The sequence below is a fragment of the Bacillus sp. 3103sda1 genome, assembly GCF_024159135.1.
Classification (GTDB): domain Bacteria; phylum Bacillota; class Bacilli; order Bacillales; family Bacillaceae_G; genus Bacillus_A; species Bacillus_A rhizoplanae.
This window is the reverse complement of record NZ_JAMYWS010000001.1, coordinates 4596003-4613044: the sequence shown is the minus strand read 5'-3', so window position 1 is coordinate 4613044 and position 17042 is coordinate 4596003. Positions and strand designations below refer to the sequence as shown.

Below are 17042 nucleotides of genomic sequence, written 5' to 3'. Positions count from 1 at the left end.
TATTGTGGAAAGAAGTTTATCTATGGAATTAGTACGTGTAACAGAGGCTGCAGCGTTATCATCTGCGCGTTGGATGGGACGCGGTAAGAAAGATGAAGCAGATGGTGCAGCAACGTCAGCAATGCGCGACGTATTTGATACAGTACCAATGAAAGGAACAGTGGTAATTGGCGAAGGGGAAATGGATGAGGCACCGATGCTATATATTGGTGAAAAATTAGGAACTGGATATGGTCCGCGTGTTGATGTAGCGGTTGATCCGTTAGAAGGAACAAATATTGTTGCAGCAGGAGGATGGAATGCGTTAGCTGTTATTGCGGTAGCAGACCATGGAAATTTACTGCATGCACCTGATATGTATATGGAAAAAATTGCAGTTGGCCCAGAAGCGGTTGGTGCTGTCGATATTAATGCACCGGTTATTGATAATTTACGCGCTGTTGCAAAAGCAAAAAACAAAGATATTGAAGATGTTGTAGCAACGATTTTAAACAGACCACGTCACCAAGCAATTATTGAGGAAATCCGTAAAGCGGGAGCTCGCATTAAATTAATTAACGATGGTGATGTAGCTGGTGCAATCAACACAGCATTTGATCGCACAGGCGTTGATATTTTATTCGGATCTGGCGGTGCACCTGAAGGGGTACTAGCAGCCGTTGCATTAAAATGTTTAGGCGGAGAAATTCAAGGAAAGCTTCTGCCACAAAATGATGCAGAATTACAGCGCTGCAAAAAGATGGGTATCGATGATATTAACCGCATTCTTCGTATGGAAGATTTAGTAAGAGGTGACGATGCAATCTTTGCGGCAACAGGTGTTACGGACGGAGAATTACTGCGCGGTGTTCAATTTAAAGGAAGTACTGGTACAACACACTCCCTTGTTATGCGTGCGAAATCTGGGACAGTTCGCTTTGTTGACGGGCGTCATAGCTTAAGCAAGAAACCAAACTTAGTTATAAAGTAAAACTTCCATTAGTGGGGAGGCTTTATCCTCCGCTGATGGAAAGCTCCCATCAATCGTGATAAAATAAAAAGCGTGCAAAAGATGGGTAGAGCGAAGACAAATTTTCTTGTCTTCGCTTCTTGTATTTGTCTCGCAACGTATTGATTAAAACGAGGTAAAAGGGTTACAATAGTGAATATTACCCTACTTGTACTTATTGCCTTTCATTATTACGTATTTGCCTTCCGTAATTTCCCTTACCCATCTGAAAAGAGAATAATATCAAAGTGTGGTGTCTGAATGAATTTAACAATTTCAGCTTTAGAGAACATGAAATTAAAAGAGTTATATGAGCTTGCGAAAGAATTTAAGATTTCCTATTACAGCAAATTAACAAAGAAAGAGTTAATTTTTGCGATTTTAAAAGCACGAGCAGAAAAAGAAGGTTTCTTTTTCATGGAAGGTGTACTTGAAATTATTCAATCAGAAGGATTTGGATTCTTACGTCCAATCAACTATTCTCCGAGTTCTGAAGATATTTATATTTCAGCTTCGCAAATTCGTCGTTTTGATTTGCGTAATGGAGACAAGGTTTCTGGTAAAGTGCGACCTCCGAAGGAGAATGAACGTTATTTTGGATTGTTGCAAGTTGAAGCAGTCAATGGAGATGATCCAGAATCAGCAAAGGAACGTGTGCATTTCCCTGCGTTAACACCGTTATATCCAAATCGTCAAATGAAATTGGAGACGGAAACGAAGAAACTATCAACCCGCATCATGGATTTAATTGCACCAGTTGGGTTTGGTCAACGTGGTCTAATTGTTGCGCCTCCAAAGGCTGGTAAAACGATGCTGTTAAAAGAGATTGCTCACAGTGTTACAACGAATCATCCAGAAGCAGAACTGATTGTACTTTTAATTGATGAACGTCCAGAGGAAGTAACAGATATTGAACGTTCTGTAAAAGGTGATGTTGTAAGTTCTACTTTTGATGAAGTTCCGGAAAATCACATTAAAGTGGCTGAGCTTGTGCTAGAGCGTGCAATGCGCCTTGTTGAGCATAAAAAAGACGTTATCATTTTAATGGATAGTATTACCCGTTTAGCGCGCGCCTACAACCTTGTAATTCCACCAAGTGGACGTACGTTATCAGGTGGTATTGACCCAGCGGCATTCCATCGACCAAAGCGCTTTTTCGGAGCAGCTCGTAATATTGAAGAGGGCGGTAGCTTAACAATTTTAGCAACAGCTCTTGTTGACACAGGGTCTCGTATGGATGATGTCATTTATGAAGAGTTCAAAGGAACAGGAAACATGGAGCTTCATTTAGATCGTTCTTTAGCAGAACGTCGTATTTTCCCAGCTATTGATATTCGTCGTTCTGGTACACGCAAAGAAGATCTATTAATTCCAAAAGAGCATTTAGACAAGTTATGGGGTATTCGCAAAACGATGAGAGATACACCAGACTTCATAGAAAGCTTCTTACGCAAGTTACGTCAAACGAAGACAAATGAAGAATTCTTAAAAAATATCCCTGAAGATTCAAAGAGATATGTCGCGATGAAGTAATGCTAAAAACAGGTAGTTGCAAAATGCAGATAGCCTTGTTATAATTTCATCATGTGCGTTTCATCATTATAGTTGTGATTGCAGCTAACGATGAAAAACTCTGTTTCGAAAATGATTCAGGGCGGAAGGAGATGAAAAGAATGAAAGCAGGAATCCATCCAGATTACAAAAAAGTTGTATTTATGGATACTAACACAGGCTTTAAATTCTTAAGCGGATCTACAAAAGGTTCTAACGAAACTGTCGAGTGGGAAGATGGTAACACTTATCCATTATTAAAAGTCGAGATCAGTTCTGATTCTCACCCATTCTACACAGGACGTCAGAAGTTTGCTACTGCAGACGGACGTGTTGATCGCTTCAACAAGAAATACGGCCTTAAGTAATAACAAACATAAAGCAGGCAAGTGTATATATCCGCTTGTCTGTTTTTTTTGCGAAAATATAAACCTTTACCTACTTACAGTAAGAATAAGTAGACGAAAGGAGGAGCTCTTATGTACGTAATAAATCAAGACGGTTGGATTGAAGTGGTTTGCGGAAGCATGTTTTCGGGGAAATCAGAAGAGCTCATCCGCCGTGTACGCCGGACACAATTCGCAAAGCAAAATGCAATTGTATTTAAACCGTGTATTGATAATCGTTATAGTGAAGAAGATGTTGTGTCTCATAATGGATTGAAAGTAAGAGCAGTTCCTGTTGCGGCTTCAAAAGAGATGTTTGAGCATGTAACAGAAGATATAGATGTTATAGCAATTGATGAAGTGCAATTTTTTGATGGGGACATTGTGGAAGTGGTGCAAGAATTGGCAAACCGCGGCTATCGTGTGATTGTTGCTGGTTTAGACCAAGATTTCCGTGGTCTACCATTTGGACAAGTTCCTCAGCTTATGGCGATTGCGGAGCATGTGACGAAGCTGCAAGCAGTATGTGCTAAATGCGGATCTCCTGCAAGTCGTACGCAACGTTTAATTGATGGGGAACCAGCGTCTTTTGATGATCCTATTATTTTAGTTGCTGCATCAGAATCATATGAACCACGTTGTCGTCATTGTCATGTTGTGCCAATTAAACAGAGATAAAAACTCGCTACATAAGGCGGGTTTTTTTAGAAAATGCGTAGGGGCTGAATGAGCCGTTTGCGTTTTTAAATATAATTTGCGTTTTTTTTGTTATGTACCATATACTATTTGTATTAGAGACTAGGATGTTGAGGTGAATAGTGTGTTAGATCGTTTGCAAGCTGTAGAAGACCGTTATGAGAAGTTAAATGAGCTTTTAAGTGATCCAGAGATTATAAGTGATTCAAACAAACTTCGTGAGTATTCAAAAGAACAATCTGATATACAAGAGACGGTAGAGGTGTACCGTGAGTATAAAGATGCTCGTGAACAATTAAGAGATGCAAAGGCGATGTTAGAAGAGAAGTTAGATGCTGACATGCGTGAAATGGTAAAAGAAGAAGTGTCTGAGCTAGAGGGACAAGAGAAGGAATTATCAGAGCGTCTGAAAATTTTACTTGTTCCAAAGGACCCGAATGATGATAAGAACGTTATCGTAGAGGTTCGTGGTGCTGCTGGTGGTGATGAAGCGGCATTATTTGCTGGTGATTTATACCGTATGTATAGCCGTTATGCTGAGGTGCAAGGTTGGAAAACTGAAATTATCGAAGCGAGCTATACAGAACTAGGTGGATATAAAGAGATTATCTTTATGATCAACGGTAAAGGCGCTTTTGCAAAGTTGAAATTTGAAAATGGTGCGCACCGTGTGCAACGTGTTCCGGAAACAGAATCTGGAGGACGTATCCATACTTCTACAGCAACTGTAGCTGTATTACCGGAAGCAGAAGAAGTAGAAATCGATATTCATGAAAAAGATGTTCGTGTGGATACGTTTGCTTCTAGTGGTCCTGGTGGACAAAGTGTTAATACAACGATGTCAGCGGTACGTTTAACGCATTTACCGACTGGTGTAGTTGTTTCTTGTCAGGATGAAAAGTCACAAATTAAGAATAAAGAAAAAGCAATGAAAGTATTACGTGCACGTGTTTATGATAAGTTTAGACAAGAAGCGCAAGCTGAGTACGATCAAAACCGTAAACAAGCTGTTGGTACGGGAGACCGTTCTGAGCGTATTCGTACGTACAACTTCCCGCAAAACCGTGTTACAGACCATCGAATCGGTTTAACGATTCAGAAGCTGGATCAAATCTTACAAGGTAAGTTAGATGATTTCATCAATGCCTTAGTGATGGAAGATCAGGCGCAAAAGATGGAGGCAGCTGAGTAATGCGTGTCTATGAAGCCCTGAAATGGGCTTCTTCTTTTTTACAAGAAAATGGGCGAGATGAAAATGCGGGAGAAATTGTCCTTTGTCATGTATTAAAGACGAATCGAACAGGTTTAATGATGAACATGCGTGAAGAATTAACGGAAGAACAAGAGCAACCTTTTACAAACTTTATCCACAAGCATGTAGAAGGTATACCTGTTCAGTACTTAATTGGATATGAAATGTTTTATGGACGTCCATTTTTCGTAAATGAAGAAGTACTAATACCAAGGCCAGAAACAGAGGAGCTTGTGCTAGGTGTGCTAACACGTATTCGCCGTAAATTTGGGGATAAGCACGTGCATGTGGCGGACATTGGTACTGGCAGCGGGGCAATTTCGATTACACTTTCTTTAGAAAATCCTCATTTACATGTATACACAGTCGATATTGCTCCGGAATCGATTGAAGTGGCGCAGAAAAATGCAGCAGAATTACAGGCAAATGTAACGTTCTACCACGGGGATTTATTGTCGCCGTTTCAGGAAATGAAGCAAAAGCTAGATGTTGTTGTGTCGAATCCTCCTTATATTCCAGAAGAAGATTGGAGAGGGCTTTCTTCTGTTGTGAAGGAGCATGAGCCAAAGCGTGCGCTTGTTGGCGGTGAAGATGGGCTCAATTTCTATAGACGATTTATGGAAGAGCTGCCAAAGGTTCTGCAAGAAGAAGCGATTGTTGCTTTTGAGGTAGGTGTAGGGCAAGGAGAAGATGTGCGTGCCCTGCTGCAAGAAACATTCCCGCATGCACATGTCGAGATTGTCTTTGATATTAACGGGAAAGATCGTATGGTCTTTGCGGAAATGTAATTTTAACAGGGGGCTGACCTGAAAATGGGCTTTTGTCAGCTCCCTCCAGTGCATCTGGCATGTCGAACATCGTCGAAGGGCCTTTATCCCGCATTAACGGATAGTAAAGGCTAGAGAAAAGCGGAGAAGAAAACTGCCCGTAAAAGCCCGATTGGTGAGAGCTTTCCATCAGTGAGAAAAGCGTCACTGATGGTTAGTTGAACTTTATATTGTGTCGAAGCGCCGATATATCAGTGGACATGACCTTAAAAAGAAAAGCGTTTGTATGAATCACCTAAAAAACGAATAGATTCTGAATTTAGTAGTTTAGAAAGAAAAAAACTTGTCTACACTGTTTTACTGAAGGGGCGGTGGAGATAGGATGAAAAAACAAGCGATTGCTTATCTGCTTTTATTATTAATCGGTGCACAAATGGTTGCGCACTTTGGATATATGAAAGTTGATGCAAAGGAACCTGTCGTAATTCCCAAAGAAGCAATTCGATTACGTATTTTGGCTAACAGTGATTCGAAGGAAGATCAAGAGTTAAAACGTAAAGTGCGCGATGAAGTGAAAGCACAAATCGATGGCTGGGTGGCAGATTTAAAATCGTTTGAAGACGCACGTCGTATCATCCGAAGCCGTATTCCGGAACTTGAACAAACAGTGGCGAACACGTTGAAACGAGAAGGTAGTAAGGAAACTTTTACAGTTCAGTTTAATAAACATGTTAAATTTCCAACGAAATTGTATGGGAACTTTATTTATCCAGCTGGAGAGTATGAAGCGGTACTTGTGACAATTGGTAAAGGTGAAGGTGCAAATTGGTGGTGCGTGTTATTTCCTCCAATGTGTTTCTTAGATTTCTCTAGTGGTACAGCTGTGAAGCAAGAAGAGCATATTGTAAAGGCAGAAACAATTGATGAGGATGATATAGAAGAAAATTATTTGCAAAAGGAAGTTGCAAGAGAAGAAGTAAAACAATCTCTTAAAGCTAAGAAAGAGACAAACATCGCACCTAAACAAAAGGTAAAGGCAAAGGCTATGCGAGAAAACAGGGCTGAGAAAGAATTACAGGAACAAGAAGAAGTAAAGCAAGATGAACCGAGTGCTATTGAAAAAGAAGAGCACGTGAAGGTAGTAGAAGAAACGGAAGAAGAACCAAAGGTAAAATTGTTTATCGTTGAAGCATTTGCATCTTTATTTTCAAAATAAGTTCTAAAAGATAATCCCTCCTCATATATAAAAATATGGGGAGGGATTATGTATGAAGCAAATACGTTTTGCTACAAAAACAGATGTAGAAAGATTGCACGCTTTTTTTGGACAAGCTCATATGAAGGAAGAACGACTAGATCAATTGTATGGGAATTTTATGATATTAGAAGAAGAGGGACAAATCCAAGCGGCCGTTGGATTTGAGCAAGCTGGAACTGATGCGCTTCTTCGCTCTTGTTTATTCACACCTGCTGTGGATAAAGTTACATTCTTACATTTTTTTGAAACGTTTTTGCAGTATATTAAAGAGAAAAGTATTGAGCAATTATATTTACTCACAAAGAGTCCACAGTCGGTTACGATATTTCAGTTTTTTCAATTTGAAATTGTGGAAAAGGATGTTGTGTCAGAAGAAATTCAGGCATTAGAACATTTTTGTAAAAATATAAAACAACCAAATGTAATTATACTAAATTGTCAGCTATTCACAAAGTTATCCACCGATTAAATTGATTTATCCACATTTTGTGGATAAATCTTATTTGTCTTTTGGATAAATCTCATAGTAAACTACAAATAACAAGTATTTCATGGCAGAAAAGGACGTGGGAAGAAATGAATACAAAAATGTGGGTTGTGGATAATATTGTGGAAATAAAAAAAGATTATCCACAGTTGCAAGAAGCAGCGCATTTATTACGAGAAAATGAAGCAGTAGCGTTCCCAACTGAAACAGTATACGGACTCGGTGCGAATGCATTAAACGACGAAGCTGTTGCGAAAATTTTTAAAGCAAAAGGAAGACCAAGCGATAATCCGCTTATTGTACATATTGGTACGGAAGAACAATTAGATGGTATTGTGGCTCATATTCCGCCGATCGCGAATGTATTAATGAAACACTTCTGGCCAGGACCACTAACACTTATTTTCCCGAAAAAAGAAGGGATCTCTGAAAAGGTAACAGCTGGATTACATACAGTGGCAGTTCGAATGCCAGATCATCCGGTAGCATTGGCGCTTATTGAAGCGGCAAATGTACCAGTAGCAGCTCCAAGTGCGAATCGTTCTGGTCGTCCTAGCCCAACGCTCGCTTCTCATGTATATGAAGATTTAAACGGAAAAATTGCCGGTATTGTTGATGGCGGGGCAACTGGTGTTGGTGTTGAATCTACTGTAGTAGATTGTACGAGTGAAATACCGACGATATTGCGCCCAGGCGGTATTACGAAAGAGCAGTTAGAAGAAGTAATTGGACCTGTTTTGTTAGATCCGGCGTTAAAGGATGAAACGGAAAAACCAAAATCACCAGGAATGAAATATACACATTATGCACCGAAGGCACCGCTTAGCATTGTTGAAGGTTCGCGTGCATTTATTCAACAACTTGTGGATAAAAAAGAGCAAGAGGGTTATAAAGTAGGTGTATTGACAACGGAGGAATATCAGCATGTGTATAAAGCAGAAGTTGTTCTTTCTTGTGGAAAGCGCAGTGATTTAGCGACAGTTGCGATAAAGCTTTATGACGTATTGCGTACATTTGATGCAAGCGGTGTTGATATCATTTTTAGTGAGTCATTCCCAAGCGATGGAATTGGTAGTGCGATCATGAATCGTTTAACGAAAGCTGCAGGTCATCAAATCATCTTCGAAAAATAAATTCTATCTCTCCTCGGACGTGCATATTGTGAAGTAGCAAGTCCGAGGAGGGACATTATGAAGATTGAACATATTATAAGCGAATTGTTGCCGCTGTTTATTATGGCATTTGCACTAGGGCTTGATGCATTTTCTGTCAGCCTCGGTATGGGGATGATTACGCTTAAGCAGCGCCAAATCTTTTATATCGGTATTATAATTGGTATATTTCATATAATCATGCCTTTTATCGGCATAATGCTCGGCCGCTTTTTATCAGAGCAATTTGGTTCTATTACTACAATTGTAGGTAGTATTCTATTGATGGGATTAGGATTTCACATTGTGTATAGCTCAATGTCTCATGATGATGAGTATAGGAGCGTCCCTGCCGGCGGAAGTTTACTGTTGTTTGCTTTTAGTGTGAGTATGGATAGTTTTTCTGTCGGTTTAAGCCTTGGTATTTACGGAGCACGTACATTTGTAACTATTCTTATATTCGGCGTTGTGAGTATGATGCTCACTTGGATCGGATTGTTAATTGGCCGCAGAGTACAAAGTATTCTTGGAACGTATGGGGAAGTGCTTGGCGGGATTATACTTGTTGGGTTTGGGATTAAATTATTATTTTCGGTATGAAGTAAAACAAATAATGTAAGAAAGCCCAGCCATTTATTGTAGCTGGGCTTTCATTTTTAGTTCTATCCAGCTCCAGCGGCTAGAACAGTCGGTGGCTTCGCGTCTTCCGCCGAGGCAGAGAGCGCCTCTATGTCAGAAGCTCCATCCTCCTCCTGTTCTGAGCGAGCCGCTTCCGCTTTTAGTTATGGCCTTACAAGTTCAAATTGCTCCCCAAGTTTTGCGTAATTATGTCCAGCCAGTCGGCTTATTGGTTTTAACCCTTCAGCATGAATGCGTCCATTTTCATATAAGTGCTCAGCGATATGGAAACGCACAATGCGTCCAATTAAGAGATCGCATGCAGGGGAATCTTCTGTTCCGCCTAGCTGAATAGCGCGCTCTAGTACACATTCCATACGGATACTCGCTTCTTTTACCCCCGGTACAGAAATGACATCGCTATCAATTGGTGTTAGTTTTGCAAGTTCAATCTCACTTTCATTAGGAGGAAGGTTAGCTGCTGTTTCATTGATAGCCTCCGCATACGATTCGTCAGAAATATGAACGACAAATTCTTCTTTTTCCATCGCGTTTCTTGCTGTATCTTTTGGTTCTCCACCTTTTCGCTGCACAGAAATTGAGATAAGAGGCGGATTAGCAGCAACGATATTAAAGTAGCTAAATGGTGCTCCGTTTAGTACTCCATCATTTGTAACGGTTGTGACGAAGGCAACTGGGCGCGGAATAATGCTTCCTGTTAGTAATTTGTAATTGTCTTTTTCAGTTTGTGCATTTGGATTAATAGACAGCATGTATGTAATCTCCCTTCGAATATCTGTAACACTTCTTTGTTTGTTTACAAGATAGAGGGGGGAAACTCCTGCTGAAAAAATATTTTTTTGCCGATTTTTGTAAAGGGTATGAAACAGTTCCTCACAAGGAATACGGAAACGATTCAAGGGCAGTAAGACCCCAACTTCAAGATTCAGAGAGAGGCGAAGAAGATGGGAGGGGAAATTCACTAAGGGGGTATATATTTAAAAAAACAAAAAGATGACAGATGTCATCTTTTTGTTTTTTTACGTTCTAAGTTTTTCATTGTTGCATCGAACAAATACAATCTGCTTCATTATAGACGATAGGATGAAACGTTGATGCCTTTCCACTCATAGTAATCTAAAATACCAGAGTAAATTGCTTCTGCAGCACGTTGTCTCCAATATTCAGATCCTAATTTTTCATTTTCTTGTGGATTGTCAATGAAAGCGAGCTCTGTAAGAATGGCAGGCATTGTATTTTCACGAACAACATAAAAATCGCCATCTTTTACACCGCGGTCTGTCGTTTCCATAGCATTTACAAGACGACCTTGTACTTTTTCAGCTAATACACGGCTTTCCTCTGTATTAGGGTTTCCTGCAGTTCTTGATTGCCAGTAGTACGTTTCTGTTCCGTGTGCAGTACCATCGAAGCCATTTGCGTGAATGCTGACAAAAATATCTCCGTTATTTTGTTGTGCAAATTCTACGCGTTTTTGTAGTGATTCGCTAGCGGTATTACCAGGCCGTGAATCTGTTTCACGAGTTAACAGCACTTTAAACGGTGATTTTTGATTAAATAGATCACGAACACGTAAGGAAACATCTAATACAACTGCGTCCTCTGTTATGCCGTCGTTGATACCAGCATGACCATCATCGACACCACCATGGCCCGGATCAATGATGATTGCTTTTCCGTTTAATGGATCTACTTGTAGATCGGTTGCTTGAACCCATCCTGTTTGATCGCCAATGCGAACTTCAATCCAGTTATTTGGATCTTTGCGCAGTACATCAACGGTTGTTCCTTGCTGCAGTGTCCATTTTTTATTATTGGCATATGGATACGGTTCTGTACGGAACTCGTCTGTTGTTTTTGTAATTTGTCCTTTTGTGTTTGCTGCGTAGTTCGTAAAAGGAATATCTTTTGGCAAATCATGTGAATCCTTAACCGGTTCATTATTTTTAGGTAAAATATTCACGCCGTCATATTCAGAACGATTATATGGATGTATTTCTTCCATAAGGTTTGCAATCTTAGTTGCCCACGCAGGATCTGTTGAATAGTTAGCGTTAATATCTTTTACTGTGACCCCTTTATAGCGCCAGTCGCCAGGTTCTAAATAATACGCTCTTACGTAAGAGGCATTATAATTAATACTGTCATTAAACGTATTGAAGTAGCTGGCTAAGCCAAATGGGTCAGAATCTTCAGCACGAAGTCCAAATAGATTATGTTTTCGATAGGCAATTAATGATTTGCCGTACCCCGACTCTAAAATAGCATGAGATGCTAAGAATAGAGCGTTCACACCATATTTGTTTTGTGCGTCAATAAACGCCTGTCCATATCCGATAAGCGGGCTTGTCCCGTTTGTTCTTCGGTTCATATAATTATCAATTTCTTGGGCAGTTACTTTTGAAGGTTTGCGCAAATCTAGCGTTTCATAAGGCTGGCCAATATAGTAATCTAGTGAAAGATTCGCTAAGCCGCTTCCTTCAAAATACTCCACGCGCAGCTTATGATTTCCTTTTGTTAAAGAAATTTTTCCTGTACGTGTACCGTTGTTACTTGCTTCCCAAGAGTTAATAACGGGCTGATCATCTACATAGACGCGAACGCCATCGTCTGCTTTCGCCGAGAATGTATAATCGCCACCTTCAAAGTATTCCGTTTTTGTAAAGCGAGCAGAGAAGTTATCATTTGAAATAAATGGGCTTGGAGAACCATTTTGCCAATTGAAATCAATCTTCTCAATTTTTTGTAAGGCGTTATTGCCACCAAGAATAATAGGATCGCCTTGAAGATTCGTATTGTTATAGATCTCACCGAGCCAAGTAGACGAATTTTGTACAGTACTGTAAAGTTCAATGCTAAATTCTACGCGACTTTGGCCTGTTTGTTCTAAATATTGTACTTCAACTAAATGCGTATCTGGTTGATTGGCTTTACCAAATGCCCAGGCAGCAGTTCCATCAGAAATATGAATTTTCTTCGCGTATTCTGTAAATCCTGATGGTCCCCAACGATCAAGGACAAGTTTCCCATCAATAAAGACACGAATCCCATCATCAGCGCGCCCGCGAATGACGTAATCTCCAGCAGATAAACGTTTTACCGTTGTGTAACGAGCGGAGAAGTTGTCAGCCGGCACTTTAGAAGTTGGAGCCCCGATACCATTATTTTCAGCGAGTTGCTTCGTATCCCCTTGTGGCGTTAGTACTTTTGCATCGACAGGATAGCCGCTTAAATTAGTATTTGGGTAATAATAAGCTAGCCAAGAATCGAATGGCACAATATCAGAAAAGATAGCTGCTTGACCGCTATTTTCATAGAAGTCAGTTCGAATTTTATGATCCCCTTGCGGTACATTTGTCACGATAGTACGATCGATTTGTCCAGGAACATCATACCAACGGTCAATTACTTGTTTCCCGTCAAAAGAAACTTTGACGCGATCATCAGCTAACGTATGTATAAAGTAATCACCGGCAGCCAGCTGCCTAGATTGATCAAAAGTCGCTGTGAAATCATCTTCTGTTTGATCGGGTGTAGGACTTCCATATCCCCAATTATAATGAACATCTCCGCCTGTTTGAGAAAAAGGTCCAGGAGATTTTTTATAATCGAATTGAAGATTGGCTTTTCCGCTTTGTTCCATATATTCAACAGTAATTTTATGTTCTCCAGCTGACAATGGTACTTTTACTTTGCGAGTTTCACCGTTACTAGCATTCCAAGAATCGATTACAACTTTGTTATCAACGTAAACACGCACACCATCGTCTGCTTTCGCCGTGAATAAATATTCACCTTGTTCAAACTTATCTACCTTAGTAAAGCGGGCAGAAAAATTATCGTTTGAGATAGCTTTATGCGGTGAGTTGTCTTCCCAATTAAAGTTGATTGTGTTTAACTTTTCTGAAGAATTCGCTCCGCCGATAACAACAGCGTCACCTTTTAACTCTTTGTTATTATAGAATTCGCCGAGCCAACTAGTTGATTTTGTTGCTTCGCTGTAAGGTTCAATTTGAAAATCTACTTGGCTGTTTCCGCCTTCTTCTAAGTATTGCACTTCAACTAGATGGGTATCTGTTTGATTGGTTTTACCAAATGCCCATGCTGCAGTTCCATCATTAATATGGATTTTTCGAGCATCTTCCTGTAACCAACCGGATCCCCAGCGGTCAAGAACAAGTTGTCCATCAATAAAGACACGAATACCATCGTCTACTTTTCCGCGAATGATATAATCTCCAGCAGGTAATCGCTTTACTGTCGTATAGCGAGCAGAGAAATTATCTGCGGGCACTTTTGGTGTTGGTGAACCAATTCCATTGTTTTGGAACAGCTTCTTTTCTGTTCCCGTTGGAGGAATCACTTTTGCGTCTACTGGATAACCTTCTAAATTTTTGTTCGGATAATAGTAGGCTAACCAGTGATCAAATGGAACAATGTCAGAGAAAACCGCTGCTTGACCAGTATTTTCATAGAAATTTGTTTGTAACTTATAAGTTCCCGCTTTTACATTTGTTATAAGTGCACGATCAATTTGTCCACCAGTATCATACCAACGATCAATTACCGGTGTCCCGTTAAAGGAAACTTTGATACGATCATCAGCTAACGTATGTACGAAGTAGTCTCCAGCTGATAATTGTTTTGATTGATTAAAGATGCCGGTAAAATGGTCCGCTGAAATGTCGGATCTTGGACTTTGATATCCCCAGTTGTAATGTACATCTCCATCATTTTGGGTAAATGTATCATTGCTCGCAGCATGTGCAATAAATGGGGTTAGAAAAAAACCAACTGCTATGATTGGAGCATACCATTTTTTATTCACTTTTTTTTTCTTATCTCCCTTCTCTAAAATAAACTCGAACTTTATCAATCTACCATAATCTTGCATGGAAAGGTATACAAATAATAGTTTTGTAATATTAGGCTTAAAGCTTCAGCCTTTATCATAACTTGATCCAAGCATATGCAGTCTGTTCTGGGGAACATGGGAAATTTTTGAAAGAAAATAATTGTAAAGCTTCTTTAATAAATGTTTGTGCAGGATAAAATTTTTAGCGATGATGTTGTTTTCTTATAAAAAACTGAACGACCTTTGAATAATGAATTTTTGTATTATCAGTAGCTATGGGAATAAATTTATTTTCGAATTGGTTTCATACATACTGAAGGAATGCTAAAAAGGCTTCTTTATATATTATGAAGAAGCTTTTTCGTGGTGTGCTCAGCGTGTATATATTCTCTAGGGTTCAAGTTCCGCGTCGTGAAGGCATTACGACTAGCTTAAGACAAGGGTGTCTGTTGCAACGAACCCCAAAAACTAAACGGAGGAGTAAAGCTATTAGGTAAAAATATTATTAATGCTAATTGAAGGAAAAAAATCCCTCACAATTGTGAGGGACTGAGTTGATAAATATCTCGAGTTCAAGATAATAAGTTAAATTAAAGTGTAAGCGCCAGGTCCAATAAGAGCAACGCCAACTGCAACTGCGATTAAGATAAGGTTATATTCAAAACCGTTTTGTGTAACCCAGTAACCATTTTTGCCATGAACTGTGAAGATAGCCATTAACATTGTACCGACAATAAATAGAGCACCTACCCAAGTGAAAATACCAGCAGCAAATAAGAAACCACCTAGTAGTTCAGTTGCCCCAGCCATAAACGCCATAAATACTCCTGGTCGTAAGCCGATTGATTCCATCCAGCCGCCAGTACCTTTTAAACCATAGCCGCCAAACCAGCCGAATAGTTTTTGAGCACCATGTCCCATGAATGTAACCCCAATAATAAGACGAATAATAAGAAGACCAATGTTTATCATTTTATAATACCTCCTAAAAAGTTATTTACTTAACTTACATATCTCGAATTCGAGATAATAAGTTAAATTAAAGTGTAAGCGCCAGGTCCAATAAGAGCAACGCCAACTGCAACTGCGATTAAGATAAGGTTATATTCAAAACCGTTTTGTGTAACCCAGTAACCATTTTTACCATGAACTGTGAAGATAGCCATTAACATTGTACCGACAATAAATAGAGCACCTACCCAAGTGAAAATACCAGCAGCAAATAAGAAACCACCTAGTAATTCAGTTGCCCCAGCCATAAACGCCATAAATACTCCTGGTCGTAAGCCGATTGATTCCATCCAGCCGCCAGTACCTTTTAAACCATAGCCGCCAAACCAGCCGAATAATTTTTGAGCACCATGTCCCATGAATGTAACCCCAATAATAAGACGAATAATAAGAAGACCAATGTTCATCATTTTATAATACCTCCTAAAAAGTTATTTACTTATCTTATGTAAGTAATAATAAAATAGTTACTTATTTTAGTCAAGTAACTTTAATGAAAAATAACAAGAAATTTTACAAATGGTGAACAAAAACTAATTATGTTGTTAAGACTTCTAGACAACTGAAGAAAAAAAGGCTTAAATAGAGATGAAGAAGTTCACTTCTTTCCATTTGAATTCAGACTGTCTGAATTGACTGGAATTTTGCAAGGCGATACAATAAGGGTCTAATTGACAACTCTCTTTTTTATATCGAAAACGTTTTATGCTAGTAAAGCGAAGGGTTGTAATTATTGAGCTCAAGTGTATTGTAAGTAAGGAATATAAGGAGGATTATCCTATGTTTAAGAAATTATTTGGTCTTGGTTCTAAAACAAATGCAGAAACAATCGTAGCTCCATTAACTGGAGAAGTGAAAAATATTGAAGAAGTGCCAGATCCAGTATTCGCTGGCCGTATGATGGGAAATGGTGTGGCAATCGATCCGACTGAAGGTGTAGTAGTATCTCCAGTAGACGGTGAAATCGTGCAATTATTCCACACAAAACATGCTGTAGGTATTAAATCGAAAAACGGTGCAGAGATTTTAATCCACGTTGGATTGGAAACTGTAACAATGGCAGGCGAAGGTTTCGAAGCACATGTAGCTGAAGGACAAACTGTTAAAGTTGGCGATAAATTAATCTCTTTCGACTTAGAATTAATTCGTGAAAAAGCAAAAAGCACAATTACACCAATCGTTATTACGAACACAGATGCAACAGCATCTATTGAAACAACTATAGGCGTAACAGCTGCAAAAGGTTCAACAGGAGTAATGAAAGTAACAATGAAATAATCGTTTTGATTGATAAGGAATCCATTTCATATTTGAAGTGGATTCCTTTTTTGTGGATGAAAGAATAACAGTAGATTTTTTCCTGCCTTGTATTACTATATTGTGGTCACTTAGAAATAGAGTTTCACATGTGTAATGAGAGCGCATTTCTTCTAGAAGAAATGCGCTTTTCTATATATACATTTCTTTTTTTCATTATCATTGTGCGTTATGATGAAAATAGATATTCATCATAAGGAGTTGGTGTTTGGTGAAGCGAGTATTATTCGTTTGTACAGGCAATACATGCCGCAGTCCGATGGCAGAAGCGTTATTACGGCATCATGGAGAAAAGCATTTTGAAGTGCAATCTGCGGGCGTATTTGCCGCAGTGGGCAGTGATGCATCTGCGCATGCTAAAAGTGCGTTAGAAGAAAAAGGAATTTCAATTGCACATGCTTCTCAGCAAGTGACGGAAGAGTTGCTAGAGTGGTCTGATGTTGTATTAACAATGACAACGGGACATAAGCAGCTTTTACTGGCCCATCATCCAGAAGTAAACGGAAAAGTGCATACATTATATGAATTTGTAGAAGGTACAAATAAGGACATTTCTGATCCTTTTGGCGGCTCGCTTGCTATTTATAAAGCAACGCTGGAAGAAATGGAACAACTTGTGCAAACTTTGCTGAAAAACCATTCAGAAAGTTAATGTTTCGTGTATAATACGATATTGGAGATTAT

The 17042-nt window shown here is 39.3% G+C and carries 15 protein-coding genes and 2 pseudogenes; 12 read left to right on the top strand and 5 right to left on the bottom strand.

Translation table 11 applies throughout. The features are described 5' to 3' along the window. The first annotated feature begins 4 nt into the window (after positions 1–4). The 10 genes from glpX (at position 5) to NKR74_RS23095 (ending at position 9136) form a co-directional block, all read left to right on the top strand. A complete protein-coding gene (gene glpX / locus NKR74_RS23140) occupies positions 5–970 on the top strand; it encodes a class II fructose-bisphosphatase (protein WP_098310041.1) in 966 nt (321 codons plus the stop codon). Between the two features lie 279 nt (positions 971–1249). Continuing rightward, entirely contained in the window at positions 1250–2521 is a 1272-nt protein-coding gene (gene rho, locus NKR74_RS23135; RefSeq protein ID WP_098310040.1) for a transcription termination factor Rho, read from the top strand. Positions 2522–2661: 140 nt separating this feature from the next. Beyond that, positions 2662–2907 (top strand): type B 50S ribosomal protein L31, encoded by a 246-nt coding sequence (locus NKR74_RS23130; protein WP_000643433.1) that lies wholly within the window; start codon positions 2662–2664, stop codon positions 2905–2907. Positions 2908–3018: 111 nt separating this feature from the next. Further along, positions 3019–3603, top strand: coding sequence for a thymidine kinase (locus NKR74_RS23125; RefSeq protein WP_098310039.1), 585 nt, complete (start codon positions 3019–3021; stop codon positions 3601–3603). A 142-nt stretch (positions 3604–3745) separates the two neighbouring features. Next, entirely contained in the window at positions 3746–4813 is a 1068-nt protein-coding gene (gene prfA, locus NKR74_RS23120; protein WP_141525065.1) for a peptide chain release factor 1, read from the top strand. Then, complete coding sequence (prmC, locus tag NKR74_RS23115) at positions 4813–5661, top strand: peptide chain release factor N(5)-glutamine methyltransferase (RefSeq protein ID WP_253630970.1); 849 nt, start codon at positions 4813–4815, stop codon at positions 5659–5661. Before prfA ends, prmC begins: the two co-directional genes overlap by 1 nt. Before the next feature lie 361 nt (positions 5662–6022). Continuing rightward, positions 6023–6856 carry a stage II sporulation protein R gene (gene spoIIR / locus NKR74_RS23110; RefSeq protein ID WP_253630969.1) on the top strand — a complete coding sequence of 278 codons (834 nt, stop codon included), beginning with the start codon at positions 6023–6025 and terminating at the stop codon, positions 6854–6856. A gap of 52 nt (positions 6857–6908) precedes the next feature. Next, positions 6909–7367, top strand: a complete 459-nt coding sequence (locus NKR74_RS23105) for a GNAT family N-acetyltransferase (RefSeq protein WP_253630968.1) — start codon at positions 6909–6911, stop codon at positions 7365–7367. A 107-nt stretch (positions 7368–7474) separates the two neighbouring features. After that, complete coding sequence (locus NKR74_RS23100) at positions 7475–8518, top strand: L-threonylcarbamoyladenylate synthase (protein WP_253630967.1); 1044 nt, start codon at positions 7475–7477, stop codon at positions 8516–8518. Positions 8519–8575: 57 nt separating this feature from the next. Then, positions 8576–9136 (top strand): manganese efflux pump MntP, encoded by a 561-nt coding sequence (locus NKR74_RS23095; protein ID WP_098310033.1) that lies wholly within the window; start codon positions 8576–8578, stop codon positions 9134–9136. Positions 9137–9318: 182 nt separating this feature from the next. Here the strand turns inward: NKR74_RS23095 and NKR74_RS23090 are convergent, their stop codons facing one another. The 5 genes and pseudogenes from NKR74_RS23090 to NKR74_RS23070 form a co-directional block, all read right to left on the bottom strand. Beyond that, a complete protein-coding gene (locus NKR74_RS23090; protein ID WP_253630966.1) occupies positions 9319–9927 on the bottom strand; it encodes a flavin reductase family protein in 609 nt (202 codons plus the stop codon). A gap of 317 nt (positions 9928–10244) precedes the next feature. Then, positions 10245–10970 (bottom strand): annotated as a pseudogene (locus NKR74_RS23085) (N-acetylmuramoyl-L-alanine amidase); the annotation flags it as partial. 210 nt (positions 10971–11180) lie between these two features. Beyond that, positions 11181–14069: pseudogene (locus NKR74_RS23080) on the bottom strand (PA14 domain-containing protein); the annotation flags it as partial. A gap of 546 nt (positions 14070–14615) precedes the next feature. Next, positions 14616–15002 carry a DoxX family protein gene (locus NKR74_RS23075; RefSeq protein ID WP_098310030.1) on the bottom strand — a complete coding sequence of 129 codons (387 nt, stop codon included), beginning with the start codon at positions 15000–15002 and terminating at the stop codon, positions 14616–14618. A gap of 62 nt (positions 15003–15064) precedes the next feature. Then, the gene (locus tag NKR74_RS23070; protein WP_253630965.1) at positions 15065–15451 is read right to left on the bottom strand and encodes a DoxX family protein; all 387 of its coding nucleotides are present in this window, start codon (positions 15449–15451) and stop codon (positions 15065–15067) included. A gap of 370 nt (positions 15452–15821) precedes the next feature. Between NKR74_RS23070 and NKR74_RS23065 the strand changes: the two genes are divergently transcribed. Then, positions 15822–16319 carry a PTS sugar transporter subunit IIA gene (locus NKR74_RS23065; protein WP_098310029.1) on the top strand — a complete coding sequence of 166 codons (498 nt, stop codon included), beginning with the start codon at positions 15822–15824 and terminating at the stop codon, positions 16317–16319. A 250-nt stretch (positions 16320–16569) separates the two neighbouring features. Further along, entirely contained in the window at positions 16570–17010 is a 441-nt protein-coding gene (locus NKR74_RS23060) for a low molecular weight protein arginine phosphatase (RefSeq protein WP_253630964.1), read from the top strand. Positions 17011–17042 lie beyond the last annotated feature (32 nt).

What these genes read in the sequence shown, in the direction of transcription:
- NKR74_RS23130 (WP_000643433.1), top strand. Translation starts at nt 2,662, where the DNA reads ATGAAAGCAGGAATCCATCCAGATTACAAAAAAGTTGTATTTATGGAT.
- NKR74_RS23125 (WP_098310039.1), top strand. Translation starts at nt 3,019, where the DNA reads ATGTACGTAATAAATCAAGACGGTTGGATTGAAGTGGTTTGCGGAAGC.
- prmC (WP_253630970.1), top strand. Translation starts at nt 4,813, where the DNA reads ATGCGTGTCTATGAAGCCCTGAAATGGGCTTCTTCTTTTTTACAAGAA.
- NKR74_RS23090 (WP_253630966.1), bottom strand. Translation starts at nt 9,927, where the DNA reads ATGCTGTCTATTAATCCAAATGCACAAACTGAAAAAGACAATTACAAA.
- NKR74_RS23075 (WP_098310030.1), bottom strand. Translation starts at nt 15,002, where the DNA reads ATGATAAACATTGGTCTTCTTATTATTCGTCTTATTATTGGGGTTACA.
- NKR74_RS23105 (WP_253630968.1), top strand. Translation starts at nt 6,909, where the DNA reads ATGAAGCAAATACGTTTTGCTACAAAAACAGATGTAGAAAGATTGCAC.
- NKR74_RS23095 (WP_098310033.1), top strand. Translation starts at nt 8,576, where the DNA reads ATGAAGATTGAACATATTATAAGCGAATTGTTGCCGCTGTTTATTATG.
- NKR74_RS23100 (WP_253630967.1), top strand. Translation starts at nt 7,475, where the DNA reads ATGAATACAAAAATGTGGGTTGTGGATAATATTGTGGAAATAAAAAAA.
- spoIIR (WP_253630969.1), top strand. Translation starts at nt 6,023, where the DNA reads ATGAAAAAACAAGCGATTGCTTATCTGCTTTTATTATTAATCGGTGCA.
- rho (WP_098310040.1), top strand. Translation starts at nt 1,250, where the DNA reads ATGAATTTAACAATTTCAGCTTTAGAGAACATGAAATTAAAAGAGTTA.
- NKR74_RS23070 (WP_253630965.1), bottom strand. Translation starts at nt 15,451, where the DNA reads ATGATGAACATTGGTCTTCTTATTATTCGTCTTATTATTGGGGTTACA.
- NKR74_RS23065 (WP_098310029.1), top strand. Translation starts at nt 15,822, where the DNA reads ATGTTTAAGAAATTATTTGGTCTTGGTTCTAAAACAAATGCAGAAACA.